The organism is Catenuloplanes niger, assembly GCF_031458255.1.
Classification (GTDB): Bacteria; Actinomycetota; Actinomycetes; order Mycobacteriales; family Micromonosporaceae; genus Catenuloplanes; species Catenuloplanes niger.
In genome coordinates, this window is the sequence record NZ_JAVDYC010000001.1 from 6604402 (window position 1) to 6618727 (window position 14326).

Consider the following 14326-nt stretch of genomic DNA (forward strand, 5'->3'; position numbering starts at 1 on the left):
CTCATCCGGGCCGTTCTCCGGTCGATGGCGAGACGAGGGACTTTCGAGGAGGCCGCGATGGACCGGGGCGGGGCGGCCGGTGTGCCGAGGCTGCGGCCGTCTCCACTGCTCGTCGCGGCCACGCTGATCGCGCTCTGGTCCGTCACCTGGTTCGCGGTCACGCTGGCGCACCCGTTCACGCCCGAGTTCGTCGGCTGGCTGACCACGCCGGTGCTGCCGCTGCTCGGCGCGGCCGCGGCCTGGCAGGCCGCCGGCGCGGACGGACAGGGCCCCACGGCGCAGCGGTTCTGGCAGCGGTTCGGGCTGGCGTCCGTGCTGGGCGGCATCGCGGCGGCCAGTCACGCCTCGGACTGGCTGACCGCACCGCAGCGCCCGCCGCCGATCGGCCCACTCACCGTCTCGCTCCACCTGGTCGGCGGGATGCTCACGCTGTGGGCGCTGCTCGGCCTGCCGATCGAACGCGCCCGCCGGGCCGGGCTGCGCTTCGCGATGGACATGTCGATCGTGCTGCTGGCCACCGGTCTCTTCCTCTGGTACGGCGTGCTGCGGCACGCGGACGACGGCCCGCTCTCGGCCACCGGGCTCACGTTCGTGCTGGTGCTCGGCGCGATCGGGGTGACCGCGCTGGTCGCGTTCGCCAAGCTCGCGGTCGGCGGCGTGGACGGCGTCGACCGGACCGCGATGCACCTGCTCGGCGCCGCGTTCGTCGGTGGGCTCGCGACCGGCGTGCTCCACCCGGCGCTGGCCGGCCGCGCCGACCTGAACCCGGTGCAGCTCGCGCTCCCGGTCATGTACCTGCTGGTGGTCCTCGCGGCCGACCGGCAGCGGCGTGCCGCCGGCCTGCCCGGCCCGGAGCGGGTCCGGCGCGAGTCGTTCAGCACCGTGCCGTACATTGCGGTCGGCGCCACCGGCGTCCTGCTCGTCGCGGTCAGCTGGGGTGACCCGGTCGCCGGCGTGATCGCGGTGGTCGCCATGGTGCTGACCGGCATCGTGATCGCCCGGCAGCTGCTCGCGCTGGCCGAGAACGGCCGCCTGCTCGCCCGGGTCGACGCCAGCCTCCAGGAACTGCGCCGGGTGCAGGACGAACTGACCACCCAGGCCACCCACGACGTGCTCACCGGCCTGGCGAACCGCGCGCTGTTCGAACGCCGCTCCCGGGAGGCGATGGGCGACCTGACCGGCGACCGGGTGCTGCACGTCGCGCTGATCGACCTGGACGACTTCAAGGGCGTCAACGACCGCCTCGGGCACGCGGTCGGCGACGCGCTGCTGGCCGTGGTCGCGGAACGCCTGCAACGCTGCGTCCGGTCCGGTGACACGGTCGCCCGGCTCGGCGGCGACGAGTTCGCGATGATCCTGGAACACGCCACGCCGGGGACCGCGACCACGGTGATGAACCGGGTCGCCGAGGTCCTCGGCGAGCCGATCTCCGCGCACGGCCACGACCTGCTGGTCCGCGCCAGCGTGGGCCTGGCCCAGGCCGGCGTCGGCGACACCCCCGACGAGCTGCTGCGCCGCGCGGACGTGGCGATGTACGCGGCGAAGGCGGCCGGCAAGGGCCGCTACGCGCACTACAGCCCCGACCTGGACGCGCACCAGGCCGCGGACGCGCGGCTCGCCGCCGACCTGCAGCAGGCCATCGACTCCGCCCAGTTCGACCTGCTCTACCAGCCCATCGTGCGGCTCGCGGACGGTCGCTGGACCGGTGCCGAGGCGCTGGTCCGCTGGCGGCACCCGGCTCGCGGCCTGATCAGCCCCGAGGAGTTCCTGGCCACCGCGGAACGCACCGGGCTGATCGTGCCGCTCGGCGACTGGGTGCTGCGCGCGGCCTGCGCCCAGGCGGTCCGCTGGCGTGCGCTGTGCGGCGACGACGCGCCGGTGATCGGCATCAACGTCTCGGACCGGCAGCTGCGGGAGACCGGCTTCGCGTCCCGGGTGACCGAGCTGCTGCACGCGGCGGCGCTGCCCCCGGCCGCGCTGTCGGTGGAGATCACCGAGGCGACCGCGCTGGGCGGTGGGTCGGCCATCGCGATGGTGGGGGAACTGCGGCGGTGCGGGATCCGGGTGACGCTGGACGACTTCGGGGCGGGGGCGTCGTCGCTGGATCTGCTGCGCCGGGCGCCGGTGCAGGGGTTGAAGATCGACAAGGCGTTCGTCCGCAACATCGACGGCGGGGCCTCGTCGCAGGAGGTGGTCATCTCGGCGGCGATGGTGCGGATCGCGGCGGGGCTGCGGTTGACGGCGTCGGCGGCGGGCGTGGAGACGGCCGCGCAGGCGGCGGCGTTGCGCGACATGGGATACCTGTCGGCGCAGGGCTACCACTTCGCGCCGCCGCTGACGGCGGACGACTTCACCGGCCGGCTCATGTCGTCCCCACGGGCCACGTCGGTCCCGTCCGGCTGAGAGCGATCAGTGGTAGTTGAGCTCGCCGGCCCGGATCGCGGCCGTCAGCCGGTTCTCCGGCGGTGCCAGCGGGCACGCCCAGCGGTCGTCGTAAACGCACGACGGGTTGTACGCATAGTTGAAGTCCAGGCGAACGGTGGCGGCGTCGAGCAGCGTGAGGCCGCGGCCGAAGGTGCCCTTCACCGTGTCGGTCAGGTACCGGCCGGCGCCGTAGGTCTCGTCCGGCGCCGTCGCGTCCCGGAACGGGAGGAAGATCCCACCGCCGTACGCGGAGATCCAGAACAGCGTCAGGTCGCCCCACGGCGTCGCGGCGATCCCGATCCGGCGGTACGTGATGATCCCGTCCGCGCCGCCGGTGTCGATCTCCAGGGGGTCGCCGGACGCGGCGGGCCGGACCGGGCAGTCGGCGACGAACGACGGGTCCGCCGGGAAGTACCGCAGGCCGGTGAACGACGCCCGGTCCGCGATCGGTGACTGCGGGTGGGTCCGGAAGAGGTCGTCGCGGGCGGCCCGGAACCCGGCGAGGTCGAGGTCGGAGAGGTGCATCGCGGCGACGCGCTCTCGCCAGTCGGCCAGGTCCAGCAGGTCCATGATCACCACCGTACCCCCGGATCGGGGTATTGGTTGTTCAGATTTTAAAGAGTTACCCTGGCCGGGTGAGCGAGACGCTTCCGCTGAACGCCGTCGAGCTGCGCGCCTGGCGTGCGGTGATCGACGGCAGCTGGCACCTGCAGACCCGGCTCGACGACGAGCTGCGGGCGGACACCGGGCTGAGCATGGCCGACTATCACGTCCTGGTGCTGCTCAGCGAGGCGCCGGAGCGGCGGCTGCGGATGGGGGAGATCGCCAGCCGGCTGGTCTTCTCGCCGAGCCGGCTGACCTACCAGATCTCGGCGATGGAGAAGCGCGGGCTGGTGCGGCGGCAGCCGTGCCCGGACGATCGCCGGGGGAGCGAGGCGGTGCTCACCGAGGAGGGGCTGTCCGCGCTGCGGACCGCGGCGGCCGGACATCTGACCGCGGTGCGGCGTTACCTGGTCGACGACCTCGACGAGACCGAGACCGAGGTGCTGGCCCGCGTCTTCACCCGGCTCCAGGCGAGGCTGCGGGACGCGGGATAGACGAGGTCGCCGCACCGGGGGTGCCGAGCGGGTCGGCCCGGGTGCGGCGCGCTCTCGCCTGGTGTGCGCAAGTCGGTCAGCCGACGATCAGGTACATCGCGGCGGTGCCCAGCGACACCATGAGTGCCATCGCGATGAGCAGCGGGCGCTCGGAGTCGACCTCGGGGGTGGTGGTGTCGGTGGTGGCGGCTTCGGTGGTCATGGTCTCTCCTTCAGGACCCGGCTGCGTCCCTCACGGTAGGCCGCGGCCGGTGGGCGGTGATCCTGGTTTCGTGCCAGGGGGTGGCGGGGGATTACCGAGACGTCGTCGATCTCGGAGGTAGCCGCGTGGACGTCGAGGAGTGGTTTCTCACCGCACGGGAACGAGGCAACCCGTCCAGCGCTATACCCACCTGGACCACCGGCAACCTCGCAGAACCGCTTGTTCACGGAGATTCATACTTCGATCACCTCGTAACGGAGGTGGAGGCGCTGGAAGCGGGCGACCACCTCTTCTTCACGGACTGGCGCGGCGACCCGGACGAGCGTCTCCGGCCGGCCGGGCCGACCGTCGCGGAGCTGTTCTCGGCCGCGGCCCGGCGCGGGGTGATCGTCAAGGGGCTGATGTGGCGCTCCCACCTGGACAAGCTGCAGTACTCCGAGGAGGAGAACCGGCACCTCGGCGAGTCGGTCGCGGACGCGGGCGGGGAGGTGCTGCTGGACCAGCGGGTCCGGCGCGGCGGCTCGCACCACCAGAAGCTGGTGGTGATCCGCCATCCGGGCGCGCCGGAGCGGGACGTCGCGTTCGCCGGCGGCATCGACCTCTGCCACAGCCGCCGGGACACGGCCGCGCACGACGGAGACCCGCAGGCGGTACGGATGTCGCCGCGCTACGGCGAGCATCCGCCCTGGCACGACGTGCAGGTGATGCTGCGCGGGCCGGTGGTCGGCGCGCTCGACCTGACGTTCCGCGAGCGCTGGACCGACCCGCACCCGCTCGACTCGCGCAGCCCGCTGGCCTGGCTGCGCGACCTGACCGCCGGCGCCGACCTGCACGCGGACACGCTGCCGGACCCGCTGCCGGACCCGCCGGAGTGCGGCCCGCACGCGGTCCAGGTGCTCCGCACCTATCCCGACCTGTCGCTCGACCGGGGTTACCCGTTCGCGCCGGACGGCGAGCGGACGATCGCGCGCGGCTACACCAAGGCGATCCGCCGCGCCCGGCACCTGATCTACCTGGAGGACCAGTACCTCTGGTCGGCCGAGGTCGCCACGCTCTTCGCGGACGCGCTCCGGGACAACCCCGACCTGCACCTGGTCGCGGTCGTCCCGCGGCACCCGGACGTGGACGGCGCGTTCGCGCTCCCGCCCAACCTGGTGGGCCGGGCCGAGGCGATCTCGGTCTGCAAGCGGGCCGCCGGCGACCGCGTGCACGTGTTCGACGTCGAGAACCACGCCGGCAACCCGGTCTACGTACACGCCAAGGTCTGCGTCACCGACGACACGTGGGCCAGCATCGGCAGCGACAACTTCAACCGCCGCTCCTGGACCCACGACAGTGAGCTCTCCTGCGCGGTGCTCGACCCCGGCGGCACGTTCGCCCGTGACCTGCGGCTCACGCTGTGGCGCGAGCACCTCGACCGGGCCGACGGTGACGACGCCGACCTGATCGACCCGGCCTCCGCGATCAAGGTGATCACCGAGGCGGCGCAGCGCCTCGACGACTGGCACGCCGGCGGCCGGGTCGGGCCGCGCCCGCCGGGCCGGTTGCGCCCGCACACGCCGGAGCGGCTCGGACCGCTCACCAAGGCGTGGGCGCTCCCGGCGTACCGCCTGGTCTACGACCCGGACGGCCGCCCGCTGCGGGCCCGCCGGGCGAACACCTGGTGACCGCCGGGCGGGGTACGGCCGCGGTCAACCGACCGGGCCGGCGCCGCGCGCGGTGAGGCCGGCGACGAGGACGTCGAGCGCGTCGTCGATGGCGGCCTCCCGCTCCGCGGCCGGGACCGGGGCGAGCAGGTCCAGGAAGAGCGTCGACAGCCCGTGCACGGTGGCCCAGCTGGCGGTCACCGCCCGGCTCCGGTCCGCCGGGCGCAGGCACCCCGCGTCGGTCAGCCGGGTGAGCGCGCGCAGCAGCAGCGTGTCCGGCTCGGGACCGTCGTCGGCACCTGGCGTGCCGCCGGGCACCCGGAGACCGGCCGGGCTGCCGCCCATCGCGGTGCGGAACAGGCCCGGCTCGTCGATCGCGAAGTGCACATAGGACCGGCCGACCTCGCGCAGGTACGCCGTCGCCGCCTGCCGCGGATCGGCCGGTGCGGCGTCCTCCACCGCGTCCAGGTGGGCGGCCATCGCCGCGCCCATCTCGGTCTGCGCGCGCTGCGCGACCGCCGACTTCAGCGCGGCCAGCGTGGGGAAGTGGCCGTACGCGGAGTTCGGCGCCACGCCGACGATCCGGGCCACCGCACGCAGCACCACCGCCTGCGGGCCGCCCTGCCGGGCGAGCTCGATCCCGGCCGCGATCAGGGCCGCACGGAGATCGCCGTGGTGATAGGTGGTCCGCTTCTCGGCCATTGAGAGATCTTGACACATGCGGGAGCCGACCCCAATACTCACACTGTCCAGATCCACGGTAATGAAAGTTGGTCACCCGTGACGCCATCGGTTGTCTCCCGGCCGCCCGCACCCCGGCGACGGCGCGGCGGGCGTGTCAGCTGGACGCTCGTGACGCTGGCGTCGCTCGCGGTCACCGGATACTTCGTCGGTCAGTACATGACCGGAACGCTGGACGAGCTCGCCGCCGAGGAGGTCGGCCTCGCGACGACCTACGCGCCGCAGCCGTTCTGGGTCCGGATCGTGTTCTACGTCCACATCGTCTCGGCCGGGCTGGCGCTGGCGGTCGGGCCGTTCCAGTTCGTCAGGGCGATCCGGCGGCGCCTTCCCGTCGCGCACCGGTGGGCCGGCCGCACCTACGTGGCGGCCATCGCGTTCGCCGCGCCGTCCGGGCTGGTGATGGCGTTCTACAGCTCCGCCGCGTTCGTCGGGCTGTTCGGCTTCGGCACGCTCGCGGTCCTCTGGGGATGGACGACGTGGCGCGGATATCGCGCGATCCGGGCCCGGGACGTCGCCAGCCACCAGGCGTGGATGATCCGCAGCTTCGCGCTCACCTTCGCCGCGCCCACGCTCCGGCTGTGGTTCGGGCTGCTGATCGGCGTGCAGCTGCTGATGGGCCGGGCCGCGGAGATCAGCGTGGACGAGATCACCGGCATCGCGTACGCCGCGGTCCCGTTCCTCTGCTGGATGCCCAACGTCGTCGTGGCCGAACTGATGATCCGGCGCCGCAACCTGCCCGGTCTCCACCTCTCGCCGCCGCCGACGCCCCGCCGCGTGGTGCTGCCGGCCGAGGCCGCGGCGTAGCGAGCGGCTACCTCGGCGTCCAGAGCCAGGCGCGCGCCTTGTACGACTTGATCATCACGGGCGTCTCGGCGAAGTCGGTCGGCGCCAGGCGCGCGTGGCCCTCGGCCACCGTGAACGGGTAGAGCCGGTCGGAGATCAACGCGGCCAGCAGCAGGGCCGGGTCCGCGTCCAGCACGGTGCGCAGCGCGGCGCTGTCGACCAGCCGGTTCGTCTCGATGATGGTGAAGTCGGAGTAGCCGAGCACGGCCGGGCGCACCTTGCCGATCGAGACGCCCATCCGCAGCCGCAGCGGTGCCGCGTACCGGCCGCGTTCGGCCCGGAGCGCGACGGCGGTGCCGTGCAGCAGCTGGGCCAGCGCGCGCGGCAGGTCGATGTTGGCGGGCAGGATCACGCTGAGGCCGTCGCCGGCGACCTGGCGGTCCGTGTCGGTCAGCGCGAGATGCATCTCGGCCAGGGCCTCGGTGACCACGTGCAGGATGCGGCGCTGCACGAGGTCGCGCCCGTCGGCGTCGTTCGTGCTGTAGCCGACCGCGTCGACCGTGAACAGCATCCGCAGCGCGTGCTGCGGCGACCCCGGCCGGGACGGGTGCGGCGGCTCGGCCGCCGGGTCCGGCACGCCCGTCCAGGGACCGGCGGACGAGCCGACCGGCGGCGCCTCCCCGGGCGGCGGGCCCGCCGGGGCCGTACCGGACCGGCCGGTGGTCGAGGCCGGGTCGGTCGAGGCCGGGTCGGTCGTGGCCGGGTCGGACCGGCCGGCGGCCGAGGTGGTGCCGGGTGCGGTGGGTGAGCCGGCCGGCGGTGCGGTGCCGGGCGCCGGGCCCGGTGCGGTCGCTCGGTGGCCGGCCGGCGGTGCCTCGCGGGACGCCGGCGGCCGGTGGTGGACCGGGCCGGCGCCGGGAGCGCCGGCCGAAGCCGACGTCGGACCCGCGGGTGTGCGCCGCAGGTTCTCCAGCGCGGTCGACGCGTCGTCCAGCTGCCGGGTCAGCCAGTGGCCGAACCGGCGGTCGTCGGTGACCAGGTCCAGCCCGCCGTCGCCGCGCGACCGGGCCGCCGCCGCGGCCGCGGAGAGCTCCCGCAGCGCGCCGGTGGCGGTGCCGAACATCCCGCTCAGCCGCGCGGCCTCGACCGCCAGCCGGCTCCGGTCGACGCCGGGCTCGCGCATCGCGCCGATCCGGCGCTGGTCCCCGGTCCAGATCCGGTAGAGGTAGCGCAGCACGCCGGCATGTCGCAGGTAGCGGGCCAGCGGCGGCAGCTCGTCCTCGCCGGAACCCCAGGTGAGCGCGGACAGGCTCGGCTCCGGCCCGGTGACGACCAGCCGGCGCTCGCGGCGGGTGTCCTGGCGGGGCGACAGCTCCCAGCCGCACGCCCGGTCGCCGAACCGGATGCGGTCGTCCTGCCAGCCGGCATGCGTGGCGAACTGGGGCAGCGCGGCCCGGTCCGGCGGGCGGGCCGGGTTCGCCGAGGACGCCCGGTAGACGCGGGCGGTGCCGATCAGCGCGTCGACGCCACCGGCCGAGGCGTCGTCCAGCCAGCGGTCCAGCTCCACCCAGCCGGTGTCACCGGCGCCGGTCAGGACCGCGGAGAGGACCAGCACGTCCCGGTCGCGGCGCAGGATCGCGCGGAATCCGCCGCCGGACGCCCACCCGGCCGAGTGCGGGTCGTCACCGGGCACCGGCGGCCCGGGTGGGGGGCCGCCGGGCCGTTCCCGGGCGGCGATCGCGGCGACGCGTGGGCCGCCCCGCCAGTCGCTCGGCATGATCCGCAGCCGGGAGCCGGGCACCCGCGCGTCCATGCCGAGCACGTCACCGCAGGCGGCCCAGAGCAGCTGGATCTGGTGCCGGGCGTGCGGCGCGGCCGGGCCGTCGAGCGGCGCGAACGCATGCAGGACCAGTGAGGTCACGGACCCACTCTAGGCAGCGGCGCGGCCGGAAGGGCCTACCCGAACGGGTAGCGGGAGCGGCCGCATGCGAGATGAGTCACCGAAGGGCTACGGATCGTACCCGAACACGGATTTTTAGCAGGTCCGGAACGCGACCCGGACGCAGGATCGGAAGCATGACACGGACGATGGAGCCACCGGAGGTGGCGTTCACCTGGCGGCTGCACGCCGGGCTGGAGTCGATGGCGGCCCGCGCGGACGCGAAGGCCGGAATTCTGCTGGCGCACCAGGGCGGTGCGTTCGTCCTCGGCGTCACGGCGCTGCAGGCCGACCACGGCGGCTGGATCATCGGGCCGGCGCTGGCGCTCGTGGTGGCCGCGATGGGCACGGCGGCCGCGGTGGTGGTGCCGGTGCTGCGACCGAGGAACCAGACGGTGTCCACCGGGGACATCGTCTACTTCGGTCACCTGCGGGAGTGGGCGCCGCCGTCGCTGGCGGAGCGGATCGAGGGGCTGAGCAAGGAGGACGAGATCGCCATGGTCACCCGGCAGTTGGTTACACTGAGCCGGATCAACTGGCGCAAACACCGGCTCTTGCAGATCTCCCTCAGCCTGACCGTTTCCGCGATGAGCGTCGGGGCCGCGGCCGTGACACTCCTCTAGAGAGCGCCCGCCGGAGGATCCGTGGACCATGACTACCCGTACCCGGAGTGGGGTCCCGGCACGTTTCTCGCCCAGCTGGCCCCGGAGCTGGTCACGGAGCTGCTCGCGCTCGGCGTGCGGCGCCGGTTCGAGGCGGGTCACGTGCTCATCCGGCAGGGCGACCGCGGCACCCACGTGGAGCTGCTGCTGCTCGGCTTCGTCAAGGTGACCACACTGGCCGGTGACGCGGACACGCTGCTGTCCGTGCGCATGCCCGGCGAGCTGCTCGGCGAGACCGCGGTGCTGACCGGCGCGCCACGCAACGCGACCGTGACCACGTGCGGCCGGGTGATCTCCGTGGTGCTGTCCGGGCCGGCGTTCGAGGGGTTCCTGCGCCGCCGGCCGGACGCGATGCGCCTGGTCACCGCGTCCGTCGTGGGGCAGTTGCAGTTCGCGAACCGGCGCCGGACCGACTTCGGGGCCTACCCGGCGCACATCCGGCTGGCCCGCGTGCTGATCGAGATCGCGGACGGCTGCGGGCGGTCCCGGCCGGACGGCAGCGTCGAGATCGGCGTGACGCTCAGCCAGCCCGAACTGGCCACGATGATCGGCATCGCGCAGGCCACGGTGCAGAAGGCGATGCAGGAACTGCGCGGAAAAGGGCTGATCGAGACCGGGTACCGCCGGCTGGTGGTCTGCGACCTTCCGGCCCTGCGCGCGATGACGAACGTCTGAATTCTCCCGGACCCCCTATTTCTACATGGTTGCTCCCGGCGTCCGGCCGCACGATCAGAGGTACACGCACCTCACGTGTGACCGTTACGAGGGGGAGAGAACGATGACGGGAATGTTCGGCCGAGAACGCGAACATCGCGTGATCTCGGCTCTGCTGCGCCGGGGCGGGGAGGGTCCGGCGACAGTGGTGATCGAAAGCCCGCCCGGCGGAGGCCGGACGCGGCTCCTGGAGGAGATCGGGGCCGGTGCGCGCGCGGCCGGCCGCACGGTCCTGCGACTGCCGGCCGGCCCGGTCGACCCGGCCGAGCTGGACCGGCAGCTCGCGTCCGCGGCGGCCCGGCCCGCCGGTGACGGCCCGGCGCCGCTGCTGATCGACGATCCGCGGTGGACCGACCCGGTGGTGGCCGTGGCGCTCGCGGGCGCCTACCGCACCGCGCGGGTGCTGCCGATCCTGGCCCGCCGGGCCGGCACCCGGCTGCCCGGCCTGGACCCGCTCGACCTGGCGCGGGTGCTGCGGGTACCGCTGGGCCCGCTCGGCCCGGACGCGACCGCCGCGGCGCTGGCGGCGTTGTTCGGCGCCGAGCCGGACGCGGCGTTGCGCGGGCTGGCCGCCGTGGCGGGCGGTCTGCCCGGACCGCTGATCGAGCTGGCCCGCGGCCTGCGGGACGAGCACCTGGCCGTGGTGGCGGACGGGCGCGCGACGCTGCGCGACCGGCGGCTCCCCACGGCGGTCCGGGACCGGATCGGTCACCGGGTCGGCCTGCTCACGCCGGTGGCGCGGCATCTGGTGCAGGTCGCGACCACCCTGGACGACGAGTTCCACCTGCGCGAGGTGGCCGGCCTGCTCGGCGGCCCGGTGGCGGCGCTGCTGCCGGCCGTCGACGAGGCGCTGACCGCGGGGCTGCTGGCCGACCGGGGCGAGCGGCTGTCGTTCGCGCACGACCTGGTCCGCGCGGAGGTGACGAGGACGATCCCCCGGCCGGTACGGGCGGCGCTGCACGACGACGCCGCGTGCCTCGACCGGGGCGCCCCCGGCGGGTTCCGGACCCGGCAGCCGGTGGCCGGCGGCCCGCGTACCGTGCTGACGGACCTGCACCGGGACACCGCGCGGTGCGGTCCTGCCCGGCCGCCGGTGCAGCGCCCGCGGATCGCCGCCGACCGGTTCCGGCCGGCGCCGCCGCCCGGCCCGGCCGTGTCCGGGTTGAGCGATCGGGAGCGTGAGATCGCGCTGCTGGTCGCGACCGGGCTGACCAACGCGGCGATCGCCTCGAAGATCGAACTGTCCCCGCACACCGTCAACTACCACCTGCGCCAGATCTTCCGGAAGCTCGGCATCGCCTCCCGCGCCGAGCTGGCCGCGCTGATCTCCGGCGACGACGGCCCACGCTGATCCGCTGGGTCTTCCGACCACGAGGAACGCCGCGATCCCGCCCCCGGGTCGCGGCGCTCATGTCTCCGGACCCGGGTCCGCGTGCCGGCCCGGCCGCGTGGGCACGGCCGGCGACAGCGCCGAGAGCAGCGTGGCGGTGTGCAGCACCACGGCGAAGCGACGCGCGGCGAAGGTGAGCGCGGCCCGGTGCTCGGCCGGCGTGAAATCCGCGACCGCGTCCGCGACCAGAAACGGCGCGACGTCCCGGGTGAACGCGTCCGCGGCCGTGAACAGGCAGCCCAGGTGCGCGAAGACGCCGCAGACGATCAGCTGGTCCCGCCCGGCCGAGGCCAGCGCCGCGGCCAGGCCGGTGCCGTGGAACGCGCTCCACCGGGTCTTGTGGATCACCACGTCGCCGGGGCGCGGCGCGAGCGACGGCTCGATGTCCCGGTCCTCCGGAACGGCCCGCATGCCGGGGCCCCACAGGTCGTGCAGCAGACCGCGTTCCGTGCGCGTCGCGCCGCCGGGCTGCGCGCTGAAGAAGACCGGCATGCCGTGCGCGCCGGCCGCGTCCCGGACCCGTGCGATGTTGGTCAGCAGCGCGGTGGTGGGTGAGGCGCCGGCCGGCAGCGACCGGGTGAAGAACCGCTGCATGTCGTGGATCAGCAGCGCCGCGCGGCGCGGGTCGGGCCGCCAGGACGGCCCACCGGCCGGAAGATCGAGATCCTGGGGCATCGGGTACGGCGTGATCGCCGGGATCGGCATGGTGACTCCCTTTCAGGCGCGCAGCGTGGCGCCGCCGTCCACGTAGAGGTCGTGCATGGTCACGTGCCGGGCGCGGTCGGACACGAGGTAGGCGACCGCGTCCGCGACGTCCGACGGCGACGCGACCCGGCCGAGCGGGATGCCGGTCCGGAACGCGCCGGCCGACCCGGCGACCGCGGCGGCCGGCGCGGACCCGAGCGCGCGCAGCATGTCCGTGTCGGTGGATCCGGGCGCGACCACGTTGCACCGCACCCCGTTCCCGGCCAGCTCGAGTCCGAGACAGCGGGTGAAGTGCGCGGCCGCGGCCTTCGCGGCCGCATAGGCGGCCAGGTGCATGCGGGGTACGCCGGCCGCGTTCGAGCCCACGGTGACGATCACGCCGGTGCGGCGGGCCGCCATCCGGCGCGCGACCGCGCGGCTCACGTGGAAGACCCCGGTCGCGTTGACCGCGAACACCTCGGCCCAGTCCGCGTCGCTGGTCTCCAGCACCGGGCCGGCGCGCAGCACGCCGGCCACGTTGACCAGGATGCCGATCGGGCCGACCGTCGCCTCCACGCCGGCGACCAGGCGCTCCACGGCCGCGGGGTCGCGGACGTCGAGCGGGCGGTGGCGGCCGGCGCCGTGCAGGTCCGCGCCGACCACCGTGGCGCCGTCCGCGGTCAGCGCCCGCACCACGGCCGACCCGATGCCGCCGGCCGCGCCGGTCACCAGCGCGACCCGCCCGTCCAGCGGCCCGGAACCACCCTCGGAGGCGGTCCCGGCGGGCCACCCGCTCGCCGGTTCCGACGCTGTCGCCATCGCCCTTGTGGTGGCCGACGCCGGCCCGGTGGGTGCGCCGTCGGCACGGCGATCCGGGCCGGTCACGGTGCCACCCCGGAGGCGGCGTCGTAGCCGTAGAGCCAGTCGCGGTCCGGGGGAGTGGCCAGCCGCCGGTCGCGGCGGCGTTGCCGCAGGCCGTCCGGCAGGTGGTGCTCGGCGTCGGCCGCGCGGATCGCCGTGGCGATCCGGTGGGCACGCGCGCCGCGCACCGTGTCGTACCGTTCCAGCGGTGCCCGCCCGCTCAGGCAGCCGGCCAGCGTGACCGCGTCCTCCAGCGCCTGCGACGCGCCCTGCGCCAGCCACGGCAGCGTCGGGTGCGCGGCGTCGCCGAGCAGCACCAGCCCGCGCCGGTGCCGGCGCGGCACCGGCGCGCCCGCGTAGAGCGGCCACACCCGGCCCCGGCCCGCGGCCGCGGAGAGCAGCGTGCGGACCGAGGCGCACCACTCCGCGTACCCGGTGATCAGGCGTTCCGGTGGGACCGAGGGTGAGCGGGCCGGCGCCGTGGCCACGACGTTGACCATGCGGCCGCCGCGCACCGGGTAGGCGACGCAGTGCCGGCCCGGCCCGAGCCAGACCCGCACCCGGTGCGGCCGGACCAGATGCGCGGGCAGGTCGTCGGCCGGGACCACGGCCCGGTACGCCACGTGCCCGGAGAAGCGCGGACCGAGCCCGCCGTCGCCGCCGAGCACGCCGCGCAGCGCGGAGTGCACGCCGTCCGCGCCGATGACCACGTCGGCGAGGTACTCGTCGCCGTCCGCGAAGCGCAGCCGCACGCCGTCCCGCCCGATCGACGCGCCGACGCAGCGACGGCCGAGGAACAGTCCGGCGCCGCCGCCGGCGTCCACCGCGGACAGCAGCGCGCCGGACAGCTCCGCCCGGGTGAGCGCGAGGTAGGGCGCGCCGTACCGGTTCTCCGCGTCGTCCAGCGGCGTGCGGCCGATCAGCGTGCTGTCCCGCCAGCGGCGCAGCTCGACCGCGTCCGGCCGGACCGTGCTGTCCGGGTGCGGCACCGCGCCGATCTCGCGCAGCACGCGGGCGCCGTTCGGTGAGATCTGGATGCCGAGGCCGAGCCCGGACAGGCCGGGATGGTCGCGGCGGTCGAAGACGTCGCAGCGCAGCCCGGCGCGGGCCAGCGCGGCGGCCGCGGCCAGCCCACCGATCCCGGCGCCGACCACGGCGATGCGTGGCTGGTGCATGGTTCCCC

Annotated in this window: 14 protein-coding genes; 7 read left to right on the forward strand and 7 right to left on the reverse strand. The window is 74.9% G+C overall.

Translation table 11 applies throughout. The features are described from left to right. Window positions 1–57: 57 nt before the first annotated feature. Window positions 58–2403 (forward strand): putative bifunctional diguanylate cyclase/phosphodiesterase, encoded by a 2346-nt coding sequence (locus J2S44_RS29370; protein WP_310420501.1) that lies wholly within the window; start codon window positions 58–60, stop codon window positions 2401–2403. Window positions 2404–2409: 6 nt separating this feature from the next. Here J2S44_RS29370 and J2S44_RS29375 read toward each other — a convergent pair whose 3' ends face one another. Beyond that, a complete protein-coding gene (locus J2S44_RS29375) occupies window positions 2410–2994 on the reverse strand; it encodes a DUF1684 domain-containing protein (protein ID WP_310420503.1) in 585 nt (194 codons plus the stop codon). A gap of 65 nt (window positions 2995–3059) precedes the next feature. On the opposite strand from J2S44_RS29375, the gene J2S44_RS29380 reads away from it, so the two are divergent. Further along, the gene (locus tag J2S44_RS29380) at window positions 3060–3521 is read left to right on the forward strand and encodes a MarR family winged helix-turn-helix transcriptional regulator (protein WP_310420505.1); all 462 of its coding nucleotides are present in this window, start codon (window positions 3060–3062) and stop codon (window positions 3519–3521) included. Between the two features lie 76 nt (window positions 3522–3597). Here J2S44_RS29380 and J2S44_RS29385 read toward each other — a convergent pair whose 3' ends face one another. After that, complete coding sequence (locus J2S44_RS29385) at window positions 3598–3723, reverse strand: hypothetical protein (RefSeq protein ID WP_310420507.1); 126 nt, start codon at window positions 3721–3723, stop codon at window positions 3598–3600. A 125-nt stretch (window positions 3724–3848) separates the two neighbouring features. On the opposite strand from J2S44_RS29385, the gene J2S44_RS29390 reads away from it, so the two are divergent. Then, window positions 3849–5390 carry a phospholipase D family protein gene (locus tag J2S44_RS29390; RefSeq protein WP_310420509.1) on the forward strand — a complete coding sequence of 514 codons (1542 nt, stop codon included), beginning with the start codon at window positions 3849–3851 and terminating at the stop codon, window positions 5388–5390. A gap of 24 nt (window positions 5391–5414) precedes the next feature. On the opposite strand, the gene J2S44_RS29395 is transcribed toward J2S44_RS29390, so the two are convergent. Continuing rightward, window positions 5415–6071 (reverse strand): TetR/AcrR family transcriptional regulator, encoded by a 657-nt coding sequence (locus J2S44_RS29395; protein WP_310420511.1) that lies wholly within the window; start codon window positions 6069–6071, stop codon window positions 5415–5417. Window positions 6072–6149: 78 nt separating this feature from the next. Here J2S44_RS29395 and J2S44_RS29400 point away from each other — a divergent pair, with 78 nt between their 5' ends. After that, complete coding sequence (locus J2S44_RS29400) at window positions 6150–6914, forward strand: DUF2306 domain-containing protein (RefSeq protein WP_310420513.1); 765 nt, start codon at window positions 6150–6152, stop codon at window positions 6912–6914. 7 nt (window positions 6915–6921) lie between these two features. Here the strand turns inward: J2S44_RS29400 and J2S44_RS29405 are convergent, their stop codons facing one another. Next, window positions 6922–8814: a CATRA conflict system CASPASE/TPR repeat-associated protein gene (locus J2S44_RS29405; protein WP_310420515.1), complete on the reverse strand. Its 1893-nt coding sequence runs from the start codon at window positions 8812–8814 to the stop codon at window positions 6922–6924. Window positions 8815–8969: 155 nt separating this feature from the next. Between J2S44_RS29405 and J2S44_RS29410 the strand changes: the two genes are divergently transcribed. The 3 genes from J2S44_RS29410 (at window position 8970) to J2S44_RS29420 (ending at window position 11559) form a co-directional block, all read left to right on the forward strand. Continuing rightward, window positions 8970–9455 carry a Pycsar system effector family protein gene (locus J2S44_RS29410; protein ID WP_310420517.1) on the forward strand — a complete coding sequence of 162 codons (486 nt, stop codon included), beginning with the start codon at window positions 8970–8972 and terminating at the stop codon, window positions 9453–9455. 21 nt (window positions 9456–9476) lie between these two features. Beyond that, window positions 9477–10169: a Crp/Fnr family transcriptional regulator gene (locus tag J2S44_RS29415; protein ID WP_310420519.1), complete on the forward strand. Its 693-nt coding sequence runs from the start codon at window positions 9477–9479 to the stop codon at window positions 10167–10169. Window positions 10170–10353: 184 nt separating this feature from the next. Then, the gene (locus tag J2S44_RS29420; protein ID WP_310420521.1) at window positions 10354–11559 is read left to right on the forward strand and encodes a helix-turn-helix transcriptional regulator; all 1206 of its coding nucleotides are present in this window, start codon (window positions 10354–10356) and stop codon (window positions 11557–11559) included. Between the two features lie 57 nt (window positions 11560–11616). On the opposite strand, the gene J2S44_RS29425 is transcribed toward J2S44_RS29420, so the two are convergent. The 3 genes from J2S44_RS29425 to J2S44_RS29435 form a co-directional block, all read right to left on the reverse strand. Next, on the reverse strand, window positions 11617–12303 hold the full coding sequence (locus J2S44_RS29425; protein ID WP_310420523.1) for an isochorismatase family protein: 687 nt from the start codon (window positions 12301–12303) through the stop codon (window positions 11617–11619). A gap of 12 nt (window positions 12304–12315) precedes the next feature. Beyond that, window positions 12316–13101, reverse strand: a complete 786-nt coding sequence (locus tag J2S44_RS29430; RefSeq protein WP_310420525.1) for an SDR family oxidoreductase — start codon at window positions 13099–13101, stop codon at window positions 12316–12318. 62 nt (window positions 13102–13163) lie between these two features. Continuing rightward, on the reverse strand, window positions 13164–14318 hold the full coding sequence (locus J2S44_RS29435; protein WP_310420527.1) for an FAD-dependent monooxygenase: 1155 nt from the start codon (window positions 14316–14318) through the stop codon (window positions 13164–13166). Window positions 14319–14326 lie beyond the last annotated feature (8 nt).

Coding starts and splice junctions, on each gene's coding strand:
- J2S44_RS29370 (WP_310420501.1), top strand. CDS start 58: ATGGACCGGGGCGGGGCGGCCGGTGTGCCGAGGCTGCGGCCGTCTCCA.
- J2S44_RS29375 (WP_310420503.1), bottom strand. CDS start 2,994: ATGGACCTGCTGGACCTGGCCGACTGGCGAGAGCGCGTCGCCGCGATG.
- J2S44_RS29385 (WP_310420507.1), bottom strand. CDS start 3,723: ATGACCACCGAAGCCGCCACCACCGACACCACCACCCCCGAGGTCGAC.
- J2S44_RS29395 (WP_310420511.1), bottom strand. CDS start 6,071: ATGGCCGAGAAGCGGACCACCTATCACCACGGCGATCTCCGTGCGGCC.
- J2S44_RS29410 (WP_310420517.1), top strand. CDS start 8,970: ATGACACGGACGATGGAGCCACCGGAGGTGGCGTTCACCTGGCGGCTG.
- J2S44_RS29425 (WP_310420523.1), bottom strand. CDS start 12,303: ATGCCGATCCCGGCGATCACGCCGTACCCGATGCCCCAGGATCTCGAT.
- J2S44_RS29430 (WP_310420525.1), bottom strand. CDS start 13,101: ATGGCGACAGCGTCGGAACCGGCGAGCGGGTGGCCCGCCGGGACCGCC.
- J2S44_RS29435 (WP_310420527.1), bottom strand. CDS start 14,318: ATGCACCAGCCACGCATCGCCGTGGTCGGCGCCGGGATCGGTGGGCTG.